This window comes from Actinotalea fermentans (assembly GCF_007991475.1).
In the GTDB taxonomy this organism is placed as follows: Bacteria; Actinomycetota; Actinomycetes; order Actinomycetales; family Cellulomonadaceae; genus Actinotalea; species Actinotalea fermentans.
In genome coordinates, this window is record NZ_BJYK01000012.1 from 18,997 (window position 1) to 34,376 (window position 15,380).

The window sequence follows — 15,380 nt, forward strand, 5'->3', positions numbered from 1 at the left end:
GTCGATCAGCCCTTCAGCGAGCCCTGGAGCAGCGCACTGACGAACTGGCGCTGGAAGACGAGGAACACGATCAGCGTCGGCGCGAGGATCAGCAGCGATCCCGCGCACAGCAGCGGGATGTCCGTGCCCCACTGGCCCTGGAAGGCCCCGAGGGCGCCCGCCATGGTCCGTTGGGCCGGGTCGGACACCAGGACCACCGCCAGCAGGAACTGGTTCCACGTCCACAGGAACAGCAGGATCGCCAGGGACGACAGCGCCGGCATCGACAGCGGCACGTGCACGCGCCAGAACATCTGCCAGGTCGAGGCGCCGTCGATGCGCGCCGCCTCGGAGATGTCCTCGGGCATGTTCACGAAGTGCGCACGCATCCAGTACACCGCGAAGGGCATGTACAGGCCGATGAGCGGCAGGATGATCGCCCACCGGGTGTTCAGCAGACCCAGGTCGCGCATCTGGTAGTAGAGCGGCACGATGACGCCCTCGCGCGGCAGCGTCAGGCCGAGCACGAACGCGACGAGGATGATTCGCGCGCCCGGCGGGCGCAGGTGCCCGAGCGCGAAGCCCGCGAGCGTCGCGATGAACAGCGAGACGGGCACGACCGCGATCTCGATGAGGAAGCTGGACCACAGCAGCGTGCCCATGTCGGCGACCTTGAAGGCGTCGACGAAGTTCGACCACTGCGGCGACTCGGGCCACTCGAGGCCGGACGGGTAGGTGCCCGACGGGTGCAGCGCCGTCACGAAGAGGCTGATGAACGGCAGGATCGTGACCGCCATCAGGAGGATGAGCATGGTGCGGCCGAGCCAGGTCTCTCGGCGGGAGACGATCACGAGTCACCTTCCCGGTTCAGCCGCTGCAGCGGGAGGACGACGAGGAGCACGAGCGCCATGAGGGCGACGGCGAGGGCGGACGCCTGGCCGATCTCGCGGTTGAAGAACGCCAGGCGGTAGATCTCCAGGCCCGGGACGAGGGTCCGGTTGCCGGGCCCGCCCTGCGTGGAGATGTAGATGATGTCGAAGCTGGCCAGGGCCGCGATGACCGTCACGGTCACGCACACGGCGATCTCCTGGCGCAGGCTCGGCAGCGTGATCGCGAAGAACTCGCGCCACGGGCCGGCGCCGTCGATGCGCGCGGCCTCGTAGAGCGCCGGGTCGATCTTCGTCATGCCGGCGAGCAGCAGGAGCATGCACAGACCCAGGGCCACCCACGCGCCGATGAGGCCGACGGCGGGCAGCGCGGTGTCGAAGTCGCCGAGCCAGGCGCGGGCGACGCCGCCGAGGCCGATCGCCTCGAGCACCTGGTTGACCATGCCGTTCGACGCGTACAGCCAGCTCCACATGATGCCCGCGGCCACCAGCGGGATGATCTGGGGCAGGAAGAGCACGGTGCGGGACACGATGGCCAGCCGGCTCGTCGCGAAGCCGCGGATGGTGTTGGCCGTGAAGAGGCCGAGCAGCACGGGGATGAAGCTGAAGTAGATGATCAGCTGGAACGCGTTGAGGATCGAGCCCGACATCTCGGGCTCGCGCAGGATGGCGGCGTAGTTGTCCAGGCCCACCCAGGTGGACTCGGTGACGCCGTTCCACTCGTAGAACGAGAACTGGATCGACTGCGCCATCGGGCGCAGGACGAACACGATGTAGGCGAGCGCTGCGGGAGCCACGAGGAGCAGCGCCAGCCCGCCCCGGCGCAGGCGCCGCGCCTTGATGGCGCGGCGCCTGCTCTCCGGGCTACCCAGAGCCGGGGTGTCCTCGCGGCGGGCCGACGCTCGGCCGGTCAGCCGCTGGTTCATGTCAGCCGACCGAGGACTCGTACTCGGCCTGCACGGCCTCGAGGAGCGCGGTCGGGTCGATCTCGCCGGCGACGAGCTTCTGCAGGTTCGGCGTCCAGCCCTCGGCGTAGACCGAGCCGGTGGCGTTGGCGATGAAGTCCATCGCGCCGTCCTGCGCGCCGATCGCCGCGCCCGCGGCCAGGGTCTCCGCGGTCACGGAGCCCTCGGCGACCGCCGGCATGAAGGCGTCGGCCGGGCCCATCGGGTGCGAGCCACCGATCTCGACGGCGATCGTGCGGGCCTCGTCGTTCGTGGCGATCCAGTCGAGGAAGAACGCGGCGCAGGCCGGGTTGGCGGCGTTCGCCGAGATGCCGTAGGTCAGCGGGGCGGACATCGCACCGAAGGAGCCACCCTCCTCGACCGGGGGCATGAGGAAGAAGCCGACGTTGCCCGGCATCTGGGCGTCGAGGTTCCCCGACTCCCAGTCGCCGTTGAAGATGAAGACGCTGTTGCCCTCGATGAAGCGGCTCATCATCATCGCGTAGTCCATCGAGTTGATGTCGTCGGCGAAGTAGCCGGCCTCGATCCACGACTGCAGGTGCTCGGTCGCCTGGACGTTGGTGTCCGTGACGATCGTGGCGTCGGGCTGCTGGTAGATCCAGTCGTTGATCTCGCCCGCGTCACCGTAGGAGGCCATGAGCCCCTGCAGCGGGAAGGCAAGGCCACCGGTGGCGCCACCGTTGAACTGGGCCATCGGCACGAGGCCGGCGTCCTTGGCCGCCTGCAGGTAGGAGTCGAACTCCGCCAGCGTGGCCGGGGGCTCCTCCATGCCGATCTGGGCGGCGAGCTCCTTGTTGTAGAAGACGCCGGTCATCGAGAAGTTCAGGCCCATGGCGTACAGCGGGCCGTTGCCGCGCCGGCCCTCGTCGTCCACGCGCATCTGCTCGAGCTGCGAGGCGGGCCAGGTGTCCCAGCCGAACGCCGCGGCGTACTCGTCGAGGTCGAGCAGGAGGCCGTCGCTGGCGAGCTCGGACATCTGCGGCAGGCGCATGAGGTCCGGCGGGTCGTCGACGAGGACGCGCGGCGCGTTCTGGGTGAGGACGGCGAACTGGTCCTCTCGCACGTCGAAGGTCACGTTCGGGTACTGCGCCTCGAACTCGTCGAAGAGCTCCGTGGCGAGCGGGAAGCCCGTCTCGATGTACGCCTTGAGCGTCACGGGCTCGGTGCCGCAGTCCAGCGCGCTCGCGTCCTCGGTCGCGGGCGCCGACTCCTCCGGCTCCTCCGCGTCGTTGTTCGAACCGGGCGCGCTGCAGGCGGCGAGTACCAGCGCACTCGCCACCACGGTGGCCGCCAGGCCCGTCCGTCGTGCTGATCCACCACGTCGAGACACCAGTGTCTCCCTTCGTCGAAGAGCCGTCCGGGGGTTCGCCGGGCCCCCCGTCCCGACGGTTGCTAAATCGTCTTAGCACCTGCAGTCTGGGGAGATGCCGAATGCGGTGTCAAGCCGGGATCGAAGCGCACGCGGGCTTCGTTACCCAATCGTGGCCATGGTCACGCTCCCGCCCACGGCCCCGCGCGTCGTCCTCTCCCCGGCGGCGACCCCCCATCCCCGCAGAGTGGAACGCCGCGCTCCACCGTCGTTCCACTCGACGCCGAACCACCGCACTTTCGTTCCACTCGGCGGGGTGGGATCGACGGCGGAGCGCCGCCGCTCCCCCACTACGATGCGCACGGACGAGGGGGTGTGAGGTGGGTCGAGGCAGGGTCACACTCGCCGACGTCGCGCTCGCGGCAGGGGTCTCCTCGACGACGGCGTCGCTCGTGCTCTCCGGGCGCGGCGACGAGCTGCGCATCTCCGACACCGTGCAGCACCGTGTGCGCGAGGTGTCCGAGTCGCTCGGCTACCGGCCGAACATCCTGTCCGTCGGCCTGCGCCGGGGCTCGAGCCTCGCGCTCGGCTTCGTGTCCGACACCGTCGCGACCTCCCAGCTCGCGGGCGACCTCATCAAGGGCGCCCTCGAGGCCGCGCACGAGCGCGGGCTCATGCTCTTCATCGCCGAGTCCGAGGGCGACCCGAAGGTCGAGCGCCGGCTCCTCAACGCGCTCCTGGACCGGCAGGTCGACGGCGTCGTCCTCGCCTCGATGTTCACCCAGACGCGGCGGCTCCCGTCGGGTCTGGACCACGGTCCGGCCGTCCTGCTCAACGCGCTCCCCCGCGAGCCGCACCCCACCATCCCGTCGGTCGTGCCGGACGAGCTCGAGGCGGGACGCGCGGCCGCCCGCCTGCTCCTCGAGGCGGGCCATCGCTCCATCCACCTCGTGGGCGCGGGTCCCCGGCGCGAGGACACCCCGCCCGGCACGGTCGCCGGCCGGGAGCGCCTCCAGGGCATCCTCGAGGTGCTCGCCGACGCCGGGCTCGAACCGACCAGCGGCTACCTGCACGAGGACTGGCTGCCGCAGCACGGCTGGGCGGCCACGCAGCGGATCCTCGCCGCCGACGGCGCCGGCTCCGCGATCATCACGTTCAACGACCGCCTCGCCTTCGGCGCCTACCAGGCACTGCACGAGGCCGGCCTCCGGGTGCCGCAGGACATGTCCCTCGTGTCGTTCGACGACGCACCGGTCGCCGAGTGGCTGCGGCCGGGGCTGACCACCTTCGCGATCCCGCACTACGACCTCGGGCACCGCGCGGTCGAGCTGCTCCTCGAGACGATCGCGGCCCGGCGCGACGGCGGCCCGGCGCCCGCCGGGGTCCACCGGCTCCCGATGCCGCTGCGCGCCCGCGAGTCGGTGGCTCCGCCCCGCTCCTGAGCCGGCGGCGCGCACTGGTCGCCGCCCGCGCCATCACGCCGGCGGCGCCATCCGCAGGACGTCCAGGTGCACCGAACCGCCGTCGGCGGCCGGCGTCAGGACGCCCACGTACAGGCCCCAGCGCAGGGCGACCGGGCCGTCGTCGCCCACCTCGAAGACGGGGTGCGTGAGGAACGGGACGTCCGCCCCGGGTGCGAGCAGCGCGGTGTTGACGACCGAGACGACGGTCCCGTCGACCAGCCGGAGCTCGTACCGGGCCCAGAGCTCGGTGGACCCGTCGGGGCGCTCGAGGTTCCAGTCGGCCCCGCCCGGGAGCACCTCGCCCGCCAGGCGGCCGGACACGGTGCCGCCGACGATCGGGATCACCCGCCGGAACCCGGTGGGCGTCGGTCCGACCTCGACGACCGGGCCGAGCAGGATCTCGGCGGTGAACAGGGGCGTCGACGCGAGCGCGGTCACGCGGGGATTCTGCCAGCCGGGCGGCCGGCCACCCGCCCATCCCACGCGAGACCGGAGCTCGGCGGGTGGCGGGAGGGGGAGACGACGAAGGCAAGGAGCCGACCGCTCCTTGCCACTGTCAACGTATAGCCGACCCGGGGTCTTGCGGCAAGGCCCCCCTCCCCGCGGAGAATCGCCGGCCTCGCCCACTCACCCCGACCCACGGGAGCCGCGCGTCGTGAACCCCGCCAGCGCTTTCGCCCTGCCCACCGCCCTCGCCGCCAAGGCCGACCCGGCCCTCGTCGCCGACGACGAGCGGCACTTCGCCGCCATCGCCACGACCCTCGAGCACGCGGTCGCCGACCTGACCGCGCGCCTCGACGCCGCACGCCTGGCCCCGGGCCGCGCCGGCACCGCCGCGCTCGAACGCGACCAGGAGATCCACCGGCTGAGCGCCCGCCTGCGCACGCTGCGGCGCTTCGGCCTGGACCTCTGCCTCGGTCGCACCGTGCCCGACGGCGGCGGCGAGCCCGTGTACGTCGGTCGCGTCGGGCTGACCGACCGTGACGGCCGGCGCCTGCTGGTCGACTGGCGCTCGCCCGCCGCGGAGCCCTTCTTCGGAGCCACGCACGCGCGCCCGATGGGCGTCGCGAGCCGGCGCCGGTACCGCTGGGCGGACGGGCGCGTGGCCGACTACTGGGACGAGGTGTTCTCCGCCGACGGCCTGGACCTCGCGTCGCACCCCGCTCTGGACGACCAGTCGGCGTTCGTCGCGAGCCTCGCCGCGAGCCGCAGCGACCGCATGCGCGACGTGCTCGGCACCATCCAGGCGGACCAGGACGCCATCATCCGCGAGAGCTCGCGCGGCACCCTCGTGGTCGATGGCGGGCCGGGCACGGGCAAGACGGTCGTGGCCCTGCACCGGACCGCGTACCTGCTCTACGCCGACCCCCGGCTGGGCCACCGCCGCGGGGGCGTCCTCGTCGTCGGACCGCACGAGCCCTACCTGGCGTACGTCGCCGACGTGCTGCCGAGCCTCGGCGAGGAGGGCGTGCGGACGTGCACGCTGCGCGACCTGGTGCCCGAGGGCGCGACAGCCGCCGCCGAACCGGACCTCGCCGTCGCGCGGCTCAAGGGCTCGCGGGGCATGGTCGACGCGATCGACCGCGCGGTGGCCTTCTACGAGCGCCCGCCGACGCAGCCGTGCACCGTGGAGACGCCGTGGGCCGACGTCGAGCTCGGGCCGGCCGACTGGGCGGAGGCGTTCGAGGCAGCCGAGCCGGGCACGCCGCACAACGAGGCGCGCGAACAGGTGTGGGACGCGCTCGTGGAGATCGTGCTCGACCGGCTGGGCGGCGACGAGGAGGTCGACGCGGGCGTCCTGCGCCGTGCGCTCGCCCGCGACCGCGACCTGGCGGGCGCGGTCAACCGCGCGTGGCCGCTCCTCGAGGCGACGGACCTGGTCGGTGACCTGTGGACGGTCCCCGCGTACCTGCGGCTCTGCGCGCCGCACCTCGCGCCCGACGACGTCGCCCGCCTCCAGCGCGCGGACCCCGCGGCCTGGACCGTCGCGGACCTGCCGTTGCTCGACGCGGCACGAGCCCGCCTGGGCGACGCCGAGGCCGCGCGCCGCGACCGGCGTCGCCGCGCGGCGGCCGCGGCCGAGCGCGAGCGGCGGGCCGAGGTCGCGGCGGACCTCATCGCCGCCGACGACTCCGACCTCCTCCTCATGTCGATGCTCAGGGGCAGCGACCTCCAGGACGCCCTCGTCGACGACGCCGCCCCCGACGACCGCGACGCGCTCGCGGGCCCCTTCGCGCACGTCGTCGTGGACGAGGCGCAGGAGCTCACGGACGCCGAGTGGGCGATGGTCCTGCGGCGCTGCCCGTCGCGCAGCCTGACCGTGGTCGGCGACCGCGCGCAGGCACGGCACGGGTTCGCCGGCACCTGGCAGGAGCGGCTCGAGGGCGCGGGGCTGACCGGTGTGCGCACGTCGACGCTGACCGTCAACTACCGCACGCCCGCGGAGGTGATGGCCGAGGCCGAGGCCGTGATCCGTGCAGTGGTCCCCGACGCGAACGTGCCCGTCTCCGTGCGCAGCACGGGCGTGCCGGTGCACCACGGGCACGCGGACGAGCGCGACGAGCTGCTCGCCGCGTGGCTCGCGCAGCACCCGGAGGGGGTCGCGTGCGTCGTCGGCGACGCGTCGTTCGAGGAGCACGAGCGCGTCCGCTCGCTGCCGCCCGAGCTCGTCAAGGGGCTCGAGTTCGACCTCGTCGTGCTCGTCGACCCCGAGTCCTTCCGCGCGGGCGCCGACGACGTCGCGGGCGCGGTCGACCGCTACGTGTCGATGACCCGCGCGACGCAGCGCCTCGCGGTGCTCAGCCGTCCAGGCGCGCGGCCACATCGGCCGGGAAGCCGCCCGTGGCGATCGGGCTCCACCGGGTCGGCGTGACGCGGATCAGGCTCTTGCCCTGCAGGCGCATCGCGGCGCGGTACTCCGCCCAGTCGGGGTGCTCGCCGGCGATGCACCGGTAGTAGTCGACGAGGGCGTCCTCGGCCTGGGGCATGTGCAGCACCTCGGCCTCGCCGTCGACCTGCACCCAGGGGCCGTCCCAGTCGTCCGAGAGCACGACGACCGACACCCGCGGGTCACGCTCGGCGTTGCGCGCCTTCGCCCGGGCGGGGTAGGTCGAGACCACGATCCGCCCGGCGTCGTCCACGCCGCCGCTCACCGGCGAGACCTGGGGTCGCCCGTCGCCGCGCGTCGTGACGAGGAGCAGGTGGTGCCGGGGGCGGACGAAGGCGAGGAGCTCGGGGAGGTCGACGGTGCGCGACGTCGCGATGGTGCGGGCCATGCCACGACCTTAGGCGGGGGGCTCGTCGGCCTGCTCGCCGGGCTCGGCGGCCCGCGCGTTTCCCGCCGTTCACCCGTGCTTAACGCTCACACGCCGTCGACGTCGGCCGATGTCCCGGGAAGTCGATCAGCGCAACCAGGGAGACCCCGTGCCGGAGAACGCCCCCGCCCTCACCCCCACCACGGCGCCGCCGGCGCGCGGCTGGAGCTGGACGATCGGACGCCGCCTCGCGGCCGGGTTCGCGCTCGTCGTGGTCCTCATGACGGCGATCGGCGCCGTGTCCTACACGAACACCCAGGCCCTCGTCGAGAACAGCGACTGGGTGGAGCACACGCACGAGGTGCTCGACGGCACCGACGCGATCACCTCGGCGCTCAAGGACGCCGAGACCGGGCAGCGCGGCTACCTGATCACGGGCGTGCGCTCCTACCTCGAGCCCTACACCGCCGCGCAGGCCGCGCTCGCCGAGGCGGTCGCGAGCGTCCGCGAGCTGACGATCGACAACGCCGAGCAGCAGGCCCGGCTCGACGCGCTCGAGCCCCTCGTCCAGGCCAAGTTCGCCGAGATGCAGGAGACGATCGACGTCCGCGACCAGGACGGCTTCGAGGCGGCCCAGGAGATCGTGCTGACCGACCAGGGCAAGGCCGTCATGGACCAGATCCGCGGCATCATCGACGAGATCGTCGGCGCCGAGCGGGCGCTGCTCGCCGAGCGCGCCGAGAGCGCGGACCAGAGCGCGGCGACGACGTCGGTCGCGGTGCTCGGTGGCACGTCGGCCGTCGTCCTGATCGTCATCGTGCTGGCCCTGTTCCTGACCCGCAGCATCACCCGGCCGGTGAACAGCCTCACCGCACGACTGCGCGAGATCGCGGACGGCGACGGCGACCTGACCCAGCGCGTCGACGACTCGCGACGGGACGAGATCGGCGCGCTGGCGACCGTGTTCAACCGCTTCGTGGGCAACATCGCCACGCTCGTGCGCCAGATCAGCGAGAGCGCGGCGACGTCGTCGGCTGCTGCGCAGGAGCTGTCCGTCATCGCGGCCGAGATGACGCGCCAGTCCGCGGACGCGGCCCAGCAGGCGTCGATGGCCGCGGCCGCGGCCGAGCAGGTGTCCTCCAGCGTGCAGACGGTCGCGGCCGCGAGCGAGCAGATGGGCGCCTCGATCCACGAGATCGCGCGCAGCGCCAGCGACGCGAGCAACGCCGGCCAGACCGCCGTCGCCAGCACCGACGACGCGAACACCACGATCGGCCGCCTCGGCGAGTCGTCGGCCGCCATCGGCGGCGTCGTCGCCCTGATCAACACGATCGCGCAGCAGACGAATCTCCTGGCCCTCAACGCGACCATCGAGGCCGCCCGCGCGGGCGAGGCCGGCAAGGGCTTCGCCGTCGTCGCCGGCGAGGTCAAGGAGCTCGCGCAGGAGACCGCCAAGGCAACCGAGGAGATCACGTCGCGGATCAGCCAGATCCAGGCCGACGTCGACACGGCGGTCGCCGCGATCTCCACGACGACGACGGTGATCGGCCAGGTCAACGACCACCAGAGCTCGATCGCCGGTGCGGTCGAGGAGCAGAGCGCGACGACCACCGCGATGGCTGCCAGCGTCTCCGAGGCCGCCGTCGGCGCCTCGACGATCGCCGAGAACGTGCTGTCGATCGCGGGCACGTCGCAGACGATGGTCGGCACCATCGACCAGGTCCGGTCCTCGGCGGACGAGCTCGCGCGCGGCGCGCAGCACCTCGACGAGCTCGTCGGGCGCTTCAGGGTCTGAGGACGCCGCAGCCGTACGGACGCGGCCCTCCCGGTCCCAGGACCGGGAGGGCCGTTCTCGCTCGTCAGCCGGTGAAGGCGGGCGCGTGCGCCGACGGCGGCCCGTCAGCGGGTCGCCAGCCGGGCCGCCTGCCGCGTGAGGTGGTCGCGCTCGGCGGCGTTGCTCGCGGCGGCCGCCGCCTGCGCGTACAGCGCCGCGGCCCTCCCGACGTCGCCCGCCCGCTCGTGCAGCCAGGCGGCGACGGCAGCGCGGCGCGGGACGCCGTCGGGCACCCCGCGGAGCGCGGCCAGGCCCGCGAGCGCGCCGTCCACCTCGCCCACGGCGACGGCGCGGTTGAGGGCGACGACGGGCGAGCCCGTCAGCCGCAGCAGCTCGTCGTACCACTGCAGGATCTGCGGCCAGTCGGTCTCCTCGGCCGAGGCGGCGTCGCAGTGCAGCGCCGCGATGGCGGCCTGCGCCTGGTACTCGCCCAGCCGGTCACGGGCCAGCGCCGCCTGGAGCACGGCCACGCCCTCGGCGACGAGCCCGGTGTCCCACGACGCGCGGTCCTGCTCGGCGAGCGGGACGAGGGCGCCGTCCGCGGACCACCGGGCGGCACGCCGGGCGTGGTGCAGCAGCATCAGCGCGAGCAGCCCGGCGACCTCGGGCTCGTCGCTGGCCCGGGCCAGCAGCCGGGTCAGCCTGATGGCCTCGGCCGCCAGGTCGACCTTGCCGGTGTAGCCCTCGTTGAAGATCAGGTACAGGACCTTCAGGACCGCCCGGAGGTCGCCTGGCCGCCCGAGCTCCTCGTCCGCGAGCGCGCGCTTCGCGCGGCTGATCCGCTGCGCCATCGTCGCCTCCGGCACCAGGTACGCCTCGGCGATCTGCCGGGTCGTCAGGCCGCCGACGGCGCGCAGCGTGAGCGCCACCGCGGAGGCGGGCGTCAGTGCCGGATGGCAGCACCAGAAGAGCAGCAGCAGGGTGTCGTCGGCCTGCTCGGCAGGGCCGGGCGGCGGCTCGTCGGCCACCCGCTCCTCGCGGGCGCGACGGGCGGCCTCGGACCGTCCGGCGTCGACGAGCTTGCGCCACGCGACGGTGACCAGCCAGCCCTTCGGGTCCGTGGGCGGGTCGTCGTCCCAGCGGCGCACGGCCTCGACGAGCGCCTCCTGGACGGCGTCCTCGGCCGCCGCGAAGCCTGCTCCGCGGCGGACGAGGAGGCCGATCACCTGCGGGATCAGCTCCCGGACCAGGTCGTCCACGGGATGCGCGTCAGTCCGTCACCGTGGGCGGCATCTCGAGGAAGGGGCGCACCTCGATCCACTCCTGGAGCGGGGCGCCACCCGGTCCGGGAGCGGACGACAGGAAGGCCGCCGCCTCGTGCGCCCGTTCGACGGACTCGACGTCGATGATCATCCAGCCGGCGATCAGGTCCTTGGTCTCCGCGAAGGGCCCGTCGGTCACGGGCGGCCGGCCCGCGCCGTCGAACCGCACGAACGCGCCCTCGGGCGAGACCGCCTGGGCGTCGACGAACTCCCCGCGCTCCCGCAGCACGTCGGCGACGTGCTCCATGAACGCGATGTGCGCGCCGACCTCGTCCGGCGTCCACCGGTCCATCGGGGTGCGCGCGTTGGGCATCTGCTCCGGGCCGCCGCGGTAGTGCTTGAGCAGCAGGTACTTGGCCATCGTGGGTCCTCCGGTCGATCGACGCGTGGCGCCATTGTCGGCGGCACACCCCTGGGACGGTGCAGGCGCGCGGTTCTCGACATCGGTCGGGTCGCCAGTGCCGGACACGTGGAACGGGCCCCCGGCCGAGGCGACCGGGGGCCCGTGTCACGGGGTGGCGCGCGTCACTGCGCCAGGAGCCACCGCAGGATCGAGGAGTCCTCGTAGGTCGGTGCGGCGGCGAGGTGCTGGTCCGGCTCGTAGAAGGCGGCCAGCGGGTACTCGGTGTACTTGACCAGCGCGGTCGCCTGCGCCGGGGTCTTGCCGAGCGCCATGTAGGCGTTCCAGATGCGGTTGAACGACGCCTGCCCGGTGGTGGTCACCCGCAGCAGGTGGTCACCCGTTCCGTGCGTGATCCAGACCGGGGTGCCCGAGGCCGCGATCGCGTCCGCCTGGGCCTGGCTCGCGGCGAAGCCTCCGGTCAGGAGGACGCCGTCGAACAGGCCGGGGTGGTTCGTCAGGGCGGCCCAGGCGAGCGTGGACCCGTAGGAGACGGTCGACGCGTAAATGCGGTCGGGGTCGATCGAGTACTGGCCGGTGAACCAGGTCACGAGCTCGACCATGAGCTCCGACTGCTGGGTGGCGCTGCCGACCCGGCGGTTCTGCACCGCGAGCACGATGACGTCCTCGTCCGTGCCGGTCCACTCCTCCTGCAGCCAGGCGGTGGCGGGGATGTCGGAGGCCACCTGGACCCCCTCGTTGTCCTCGCCGGCGGCGTTCGGGAGGAGGCCCTGGCCCTGGCCGGGCAGGATCACGACGACGGGGTACTGCTGCGCCGGGTCGTAGTCCTCGGGCACCCAGAAGGCGTAGGGGACGTCGGTCCCCGAGGCGGTCATGAACCGCTCGAAGGTGAAGTCGTCGTACAGCAGGTTCACCGCGGGCTGGGTGGGCGTCAGCTCGGTGGCGGAGGCCTTGGCGAGCAGCGGGCCGTTGCCCTGGCCGTTGCCGGCCTGCGCGCGCACGTCCGCGTTCTGGACCACGCGGGTCTGCAGGTCGGGGTTCACCTTGACGCCACCGTTCCAGGCGATCACGGTGCTGCCGCCCGGATCCATCGGGTCCAGCTCGATGATCACGTACCGGCCCCGGTCGGACTGCTGGTCGGGCTCGAGCGAGGGCGTGTCGTTGGTGTAGATCGCGGTCACGGTGCGGTCCCCGCGCTTCGCGGGGTCCGTGAGGTCGGCGATCGGGTTGAAGCGGAAGTTGTAGAGGCTGTCCGAGACCGTGAAGGTGTCGAGATCGAGCGTGCGCGGGTTCACGTCGGCGGCGTACTCGACGGCGACGGCCGTCACCTTCTGCCCGTAGGACAGGATCTCGGTGATGGGGATGACGTTGCGGATCCCCGACTCGGGCTGGCCCGCTGCTCCGGCGGAGGCGGAGGTGACCGCCAGGAGCGAGACGGCTGCGGCGGCGCCGACCGCCACCCCTCGGGCCCGGGCGGACGTCAGTCGTGTGGACATGGGTGAACCTCCCTCTGGGCCGGCCCGGCGTCGTTGCCCTGCGTGGCGACCCATCCGGACCGTATTGACCCGATCATGACCGTGTCAATAGACGAAAGACGTGCCGTCAGAGGTGGGGATATTCGCCGATCTTGTCGTAAAGGAGGGCGCGGTCGAGCTCAGGCGGACCGCACCCTGAGCGCCGGCTACCGGCGCGCGAAGAGGTGCTCCGAGCGCGCCAGGGCCACCGCCCCGAGCGCGTACGCCTGCTCCCCGAAGGCGCCGACGAGCACCGTCGCCCCCCGGGCCATGGTCGGCGGGGCGTACCGCCGGATCGCCTCCCGGACGCCGTCGGCGACCACGCGGCTGGCGGGCCCGAGACTGCCGTCCACCACGACGGCGTGCGGGTCGAGGAACACGATCGCGTCGGCGAGGCGCCGCCCGAGCGCGTGCCCGAAGCCGAGCAGCGCCCTGACCACGTCCGGGTCGTCGTCGTCGACCCCGCGCGCGACGTCGGGCTGGGTGAACGGGCGGCCGTGGGCCTCGGCCAGGGCCTCGAGCAGAGCGGGCACGCTCTGGGTCTGCCAGAAGCAGCCGTGCGCCCCGCAGTGGCACAGCCGGCCGTCGTCGTCGGCGTGCAGGTGACCGATCTCGCCGGCCAGCCCCGAGCGCCCGCGGTGCAGCCGCCCGTCCAGCACCAGGCCCGACCCCGTGCCGAACGCGAGGCTGACGTGCAGGACCGTCGGCATGCCGCGGGCGGCGCCGAAGACGGCCTCGCCCAGGGCGGCGAGGTTCGCGTCGTTCTCGGTGTGCACGGCGCAGCCGAGCCGCTCCCCCAGCACCTGGGCGGGCGGGCGGCCCGCCCAGGTCCCGAAGCGGCGCAGGTGGCCGCTCGGCGACGGCGCCGCCGCCGCCGACGTCGCGCCGAACGCGGACTGCCCCGGCACGCCCACCACGGCCATCGACAGGTCCGCCGGTGCGACGCCCGCCTGCGCGAGGACCTCGTCCAGCGCGGCCAGCACCGGCTCCGGGCGCAGGCCGTCCACCTCGACGACCATCGGCCCGGCGTCGCGCAGCGCGAGCACGTCGCCCTCGCTCGTCACCACGGCCGCCAGCGACCCGTGCGCGGCGGCCACCACGACGGCGAGGGGCCCCGGGCGGGCGGTCAGGGCCCACGTCCGGGCCGGGCGACCGCGCCCGCGCAGGCCGGCGGCCCCGGGCTCCACGGTGCCGGCGGCGACCAGCCGGTTCAGGGCGTGCACCACCGTGCTGCGCGCCAGCCCGGTCTCGGCGGCGAGCTCGCCGGCCGTCCGGCCACGACCGTCGGCAAGGCGACCCAGGACGGCCCGAGGTGCGGACCCGGACACGCCGGACGGAGCGCTCATGGCGCGGATGCTAGCCGCCCACCTGCGGCGCGACCCGCGTCACGTGCGCGCGGCGGGAGGCGCCGCGACCGAGGCACGGACGTGGATCGGCATCGGGACCAGGACCTCGACCGCAGGCTCGGCAGGCGAGGTCAGCGCCTCGATCGCGAGCGCGCCCATGCGCTCGTGCGGGATCGCCACGGTGGTGAGCCCCGGGCGCAGCGCCGTCGCCAGCTCGTCGTCGTCAAAGGAGATCACCGAGACGTCCTCGGGGATGCGCAGACCCGCCTCGGTGACGGCCTGGTAGGCCCCGAACGCGAGCCGGTCGTTCAGGCACAGCAGGGCGGTGACCGATCCGCGCCGGAGCATCCGGCGCGCGGCCGCGTACCCCTGCTCGGGCTGCCAGTCCGCGCACGCCTGCTGGTCGGTGAAGTCCAGCCCGTGCGCCGCCATCTCGTCGGCGATGCCCGCGAACCGCCGTCGGGCGGTCAGCGCGATGCCGCCGTCGACCGGCAGCCGGAAGTCGTGGCCCACGAGCGCGATGCCGCCGCGGTGCCCCGCCTCGACGAGGGTGCGGACGGCCGTGCGGCCCCCTGCGTGCTCGTCCGGCAGGATCGACGTCGCGCCGCCGTCCCCGGCCAGGTTGACGTTGACGGTCGGGATGCCGCGCGTCGCGTGGGTGCCCGAGGAGCGGGACTTCATGGCGGCGAACACGATGCCGTCGACGCCGCGGTCGGCGAGGGAGGCGATCGCCTCCTCCTCCTGCCGCGCGTCGCCCGCCGTCTCGGCGATGAGCAGGAAGTAGCCCTCCGCGCGCGCGGCCGCCAGGGCGCCTCGCAGGATGCCGCTCGCGAAGCGCGTGATCGTCACCGCGTCGGAGACGAAGCCGAACGTGTGGCTCCGGGACGTCCGCAGCGTGCGAGCGATCATGTTCGGCCGGTAGCCGAGGTCGCGCGCCGCGGCCACGATGCGGGCGCGCGCCTCGGGCGAGATGCGGCTGTTCGGGTTGTCGTTGAGCACCTGCGAGACGGCGCCCACCGACACCCCGGCCGCCTTGGCGACCTCGGCGAGCGTCACGCGCGCCGCCTGCCTCCCGTGCGGCCGGTCCGCCGGACGCTGGGACTGGGCCATAGAACCGTCATCGTAGGCCGCGGCCGGTCCCGACGGGCCGCACTCGCGCGCGCAGAGTCCGGAGGGTTCCCGTGGGACCCATCGGGCACATCGGCA

13 protein-coding genes are annotated in these 15,380 nt (G+C 73.6%); 3 read left to right on the forward strand and 10 right to left on the reverse strand.

Going from position 1 to position 15,380, the window contains the following annotated elements; genetic code table 11:
• Positions 1-5: 5 nt before the first annotated feature.
• The 3 genes from AFE02nite_RS15790 to AFE02nite_RS15800 are packed head-to-tail and all read right to left on the reverse strand — an operon-like array spanning position 6 to position 3,161.
• Entirely contained in the window at positions 6-830 is an 825-nt protein-coding gene (locus AFE02nite_RS15790) for a carbohydrate ABC transporter permease (protein WP_034246886.1), read from the reverse strand.
• Entirely contained in the window at positions 827-1,792 is a 966-nt protein-coding gene (locus tag AFE02nite_RS15795; protein ID WP_052113752.1) for a carbohydrate ABC transporter permease, read from the reverse strand. Before AFE02nite_RS15795 ends, AFE02nite_RS15790 begins: the two co-directional genes overlap by 4 nt.
• A gap of 1 nt (position 1,793) precedes the next feature.
• On the reverse strand, positions 1,794-3,161 hold the full coding sequence (locus AFE02nite_RS15800; protein WP_052113753.1) for an ABC transporter substrate-binding protein: 1,368 nt from the start codon (positions 3,159-3,161) through the stop codon (positions 1,794-1,796).
• Positions 3,162-3,520: 359 nt separating this feature from the next.
• Here AFE02nite_RS15800 and AFE02nite_RS15805 point away from each other — a divergent pair, with 359 nt between their 5' ends.
• The gene (locus AFE02nite_RS15805; protein WP_034246890.1) at positions 3,521-4,582 is read left to right on the forward strand and encodes a LacI family DNA-binding transcriptional regulator; all 1,062 of its coding nucleotides are present in this window, start codon (positions 3,521-3,523) and stop codon (positions 4,580-4,582) included.
• A gap of 33 nt (positions 4,583-4,615) precedes the next feature.
• On the opposite strand, the gene AFE02nite_RS15810 is transcribed toward AFE02nite_RS15805, so the two are convergent.
• Positions 4,616-5,041, reverse strand: coding sequence for a DUF3237 domain-containing protein (locus AFE02nite_RS15810; protein ID WP_052113754.1), 426 nt, complete (start codon positions 5,039-5,041; stop codon positions 4,616-4,618).
• A 217-nt stretch (positions 5,042-5,258) separates the two neighbouring features.
• Between AFE02nite_RS15810 and helR the strand changes: the two genes are divergently transcribed.
• Positions 5,259-7,475 carry an RNA polymerase recycling motor ATPase HelR gene (gene helR / locus AFE02nite_RS15815; protein WP_261765668.1) on the forward strand — a complete coding sequence of 739 codons (2,217 nt, stop codon included), beginning with the start codon at positions 5,259-5,261 and terminating at the stop codon, positions 7,473-7,475.
• On the opposite strand, the gene AFE02nite_RS15820 is transcribed toward helR, so the two are convergent.
• Positions 7,402-7,878 (reverse strand): PPOX class F420-dependent oxidoreductase, encoded by a 477-nt coding sequence (locus tag AFE02nite_RS15820; protein WP_034249230.1) that lies wholly within the window; start codon positions 7,876-7,878, stop codon positions 7,402-7,404. The genes helR and AFE02nite_RS15820 overlap by 74 nt on opposite strands.
• A 148-nt stretch (positions 7,879-8,026) precedes the next feature.
• On the opposite strand from AFE02nite_RS15820, the gene AFE02nite_RS15825 reads away from it, so the two are divergent.
• Positions 8,027-9,652, forward strand: coding sequence for a methyl-accepting chemotaxis protein (locus tag AFE02nite_RS15825; RefSeq protein ID WP_034249229.1), 1,626 nt, complete (start codon positions 8,027-8,029; stop codon positions 9,650-9,652).
• A 104-nt stretch (positions 9,653-9,756) separates the two neighbouring features.
• Here AFE02nite_RS15825 and AFE02nite_RS15830 read toward each other — a convergent pair whose 3' ends face one another.
• From AFE02nite_RS15830 to AFE02nite_RS15850, 5 genes are all read right to left on the reverse strand, one after another.
• Positions 9,757-10,890 carry an RNA polymerase sigma factor gene (locus AFE02nite_RS15830; RefSeq protein WP_146820012.1) on the reverse strand — a complete coding sequence of 378 codons (1,134 nt, stop codon included), beginning with the start codon at positions 10,888-10,890 and terminating at the stop codon, positions 9,757-9,759.
• A 10-nt stretch (positions 10,891-10,900) separates the two neighbouring features.
• Complete coding sequence (locus tag AFE02nite_RS15835) at positions 10,901-11,314, reverse strand: YciI family protein (RefSeq protein WP_034249013.1); 414 nt, start codon at positions 11,312-11,314, stop codon at positions 10,901-10,903.
• A 164-nt stretch (positions 11,315-11,478) separates the two neighbouring features.
• Positions 11,479-12,810 carry a hypothetical protein gene (locus AFE02nite_RS15840; RefSeq protein ID WP_146820013.1) on the reverse strand — a complete coding sequence of 444 codons (1,332 nt, stop codon included), beginning with the start codon at positions 12,808-12,810 and terminating at the stop codon, positions 11,479-11,481.
• Between the two features lie 185 nt (positions 12,811-12,995).
• Entirely contained in the window at positions 12,996-14,174 is a 1,179-nt protein-coding gene (locus AFE02nite_RS15845) for an ROK family transcriptional regulator (RefSeq protein ID WP_146820014.1), read from the reverse strand.
• A 39-nt stretch (positions 14,175-14,213) separates the two neighbouring features.
• Positions 14,214-15,284: a LacI family DNA-binding transcriptional regulator gene (locus tag AFE02nite_RS15850; RefSeq protein ID WP_052114024.1), complete on the reverse strand. Its 1,071-nt coding sequence runs from the start codon at positions 15,282-15,284 to the stop codon at positions 14,214-14,216.
• Positions 15,285-15,380: the final 96 nt, after the last annotated feature.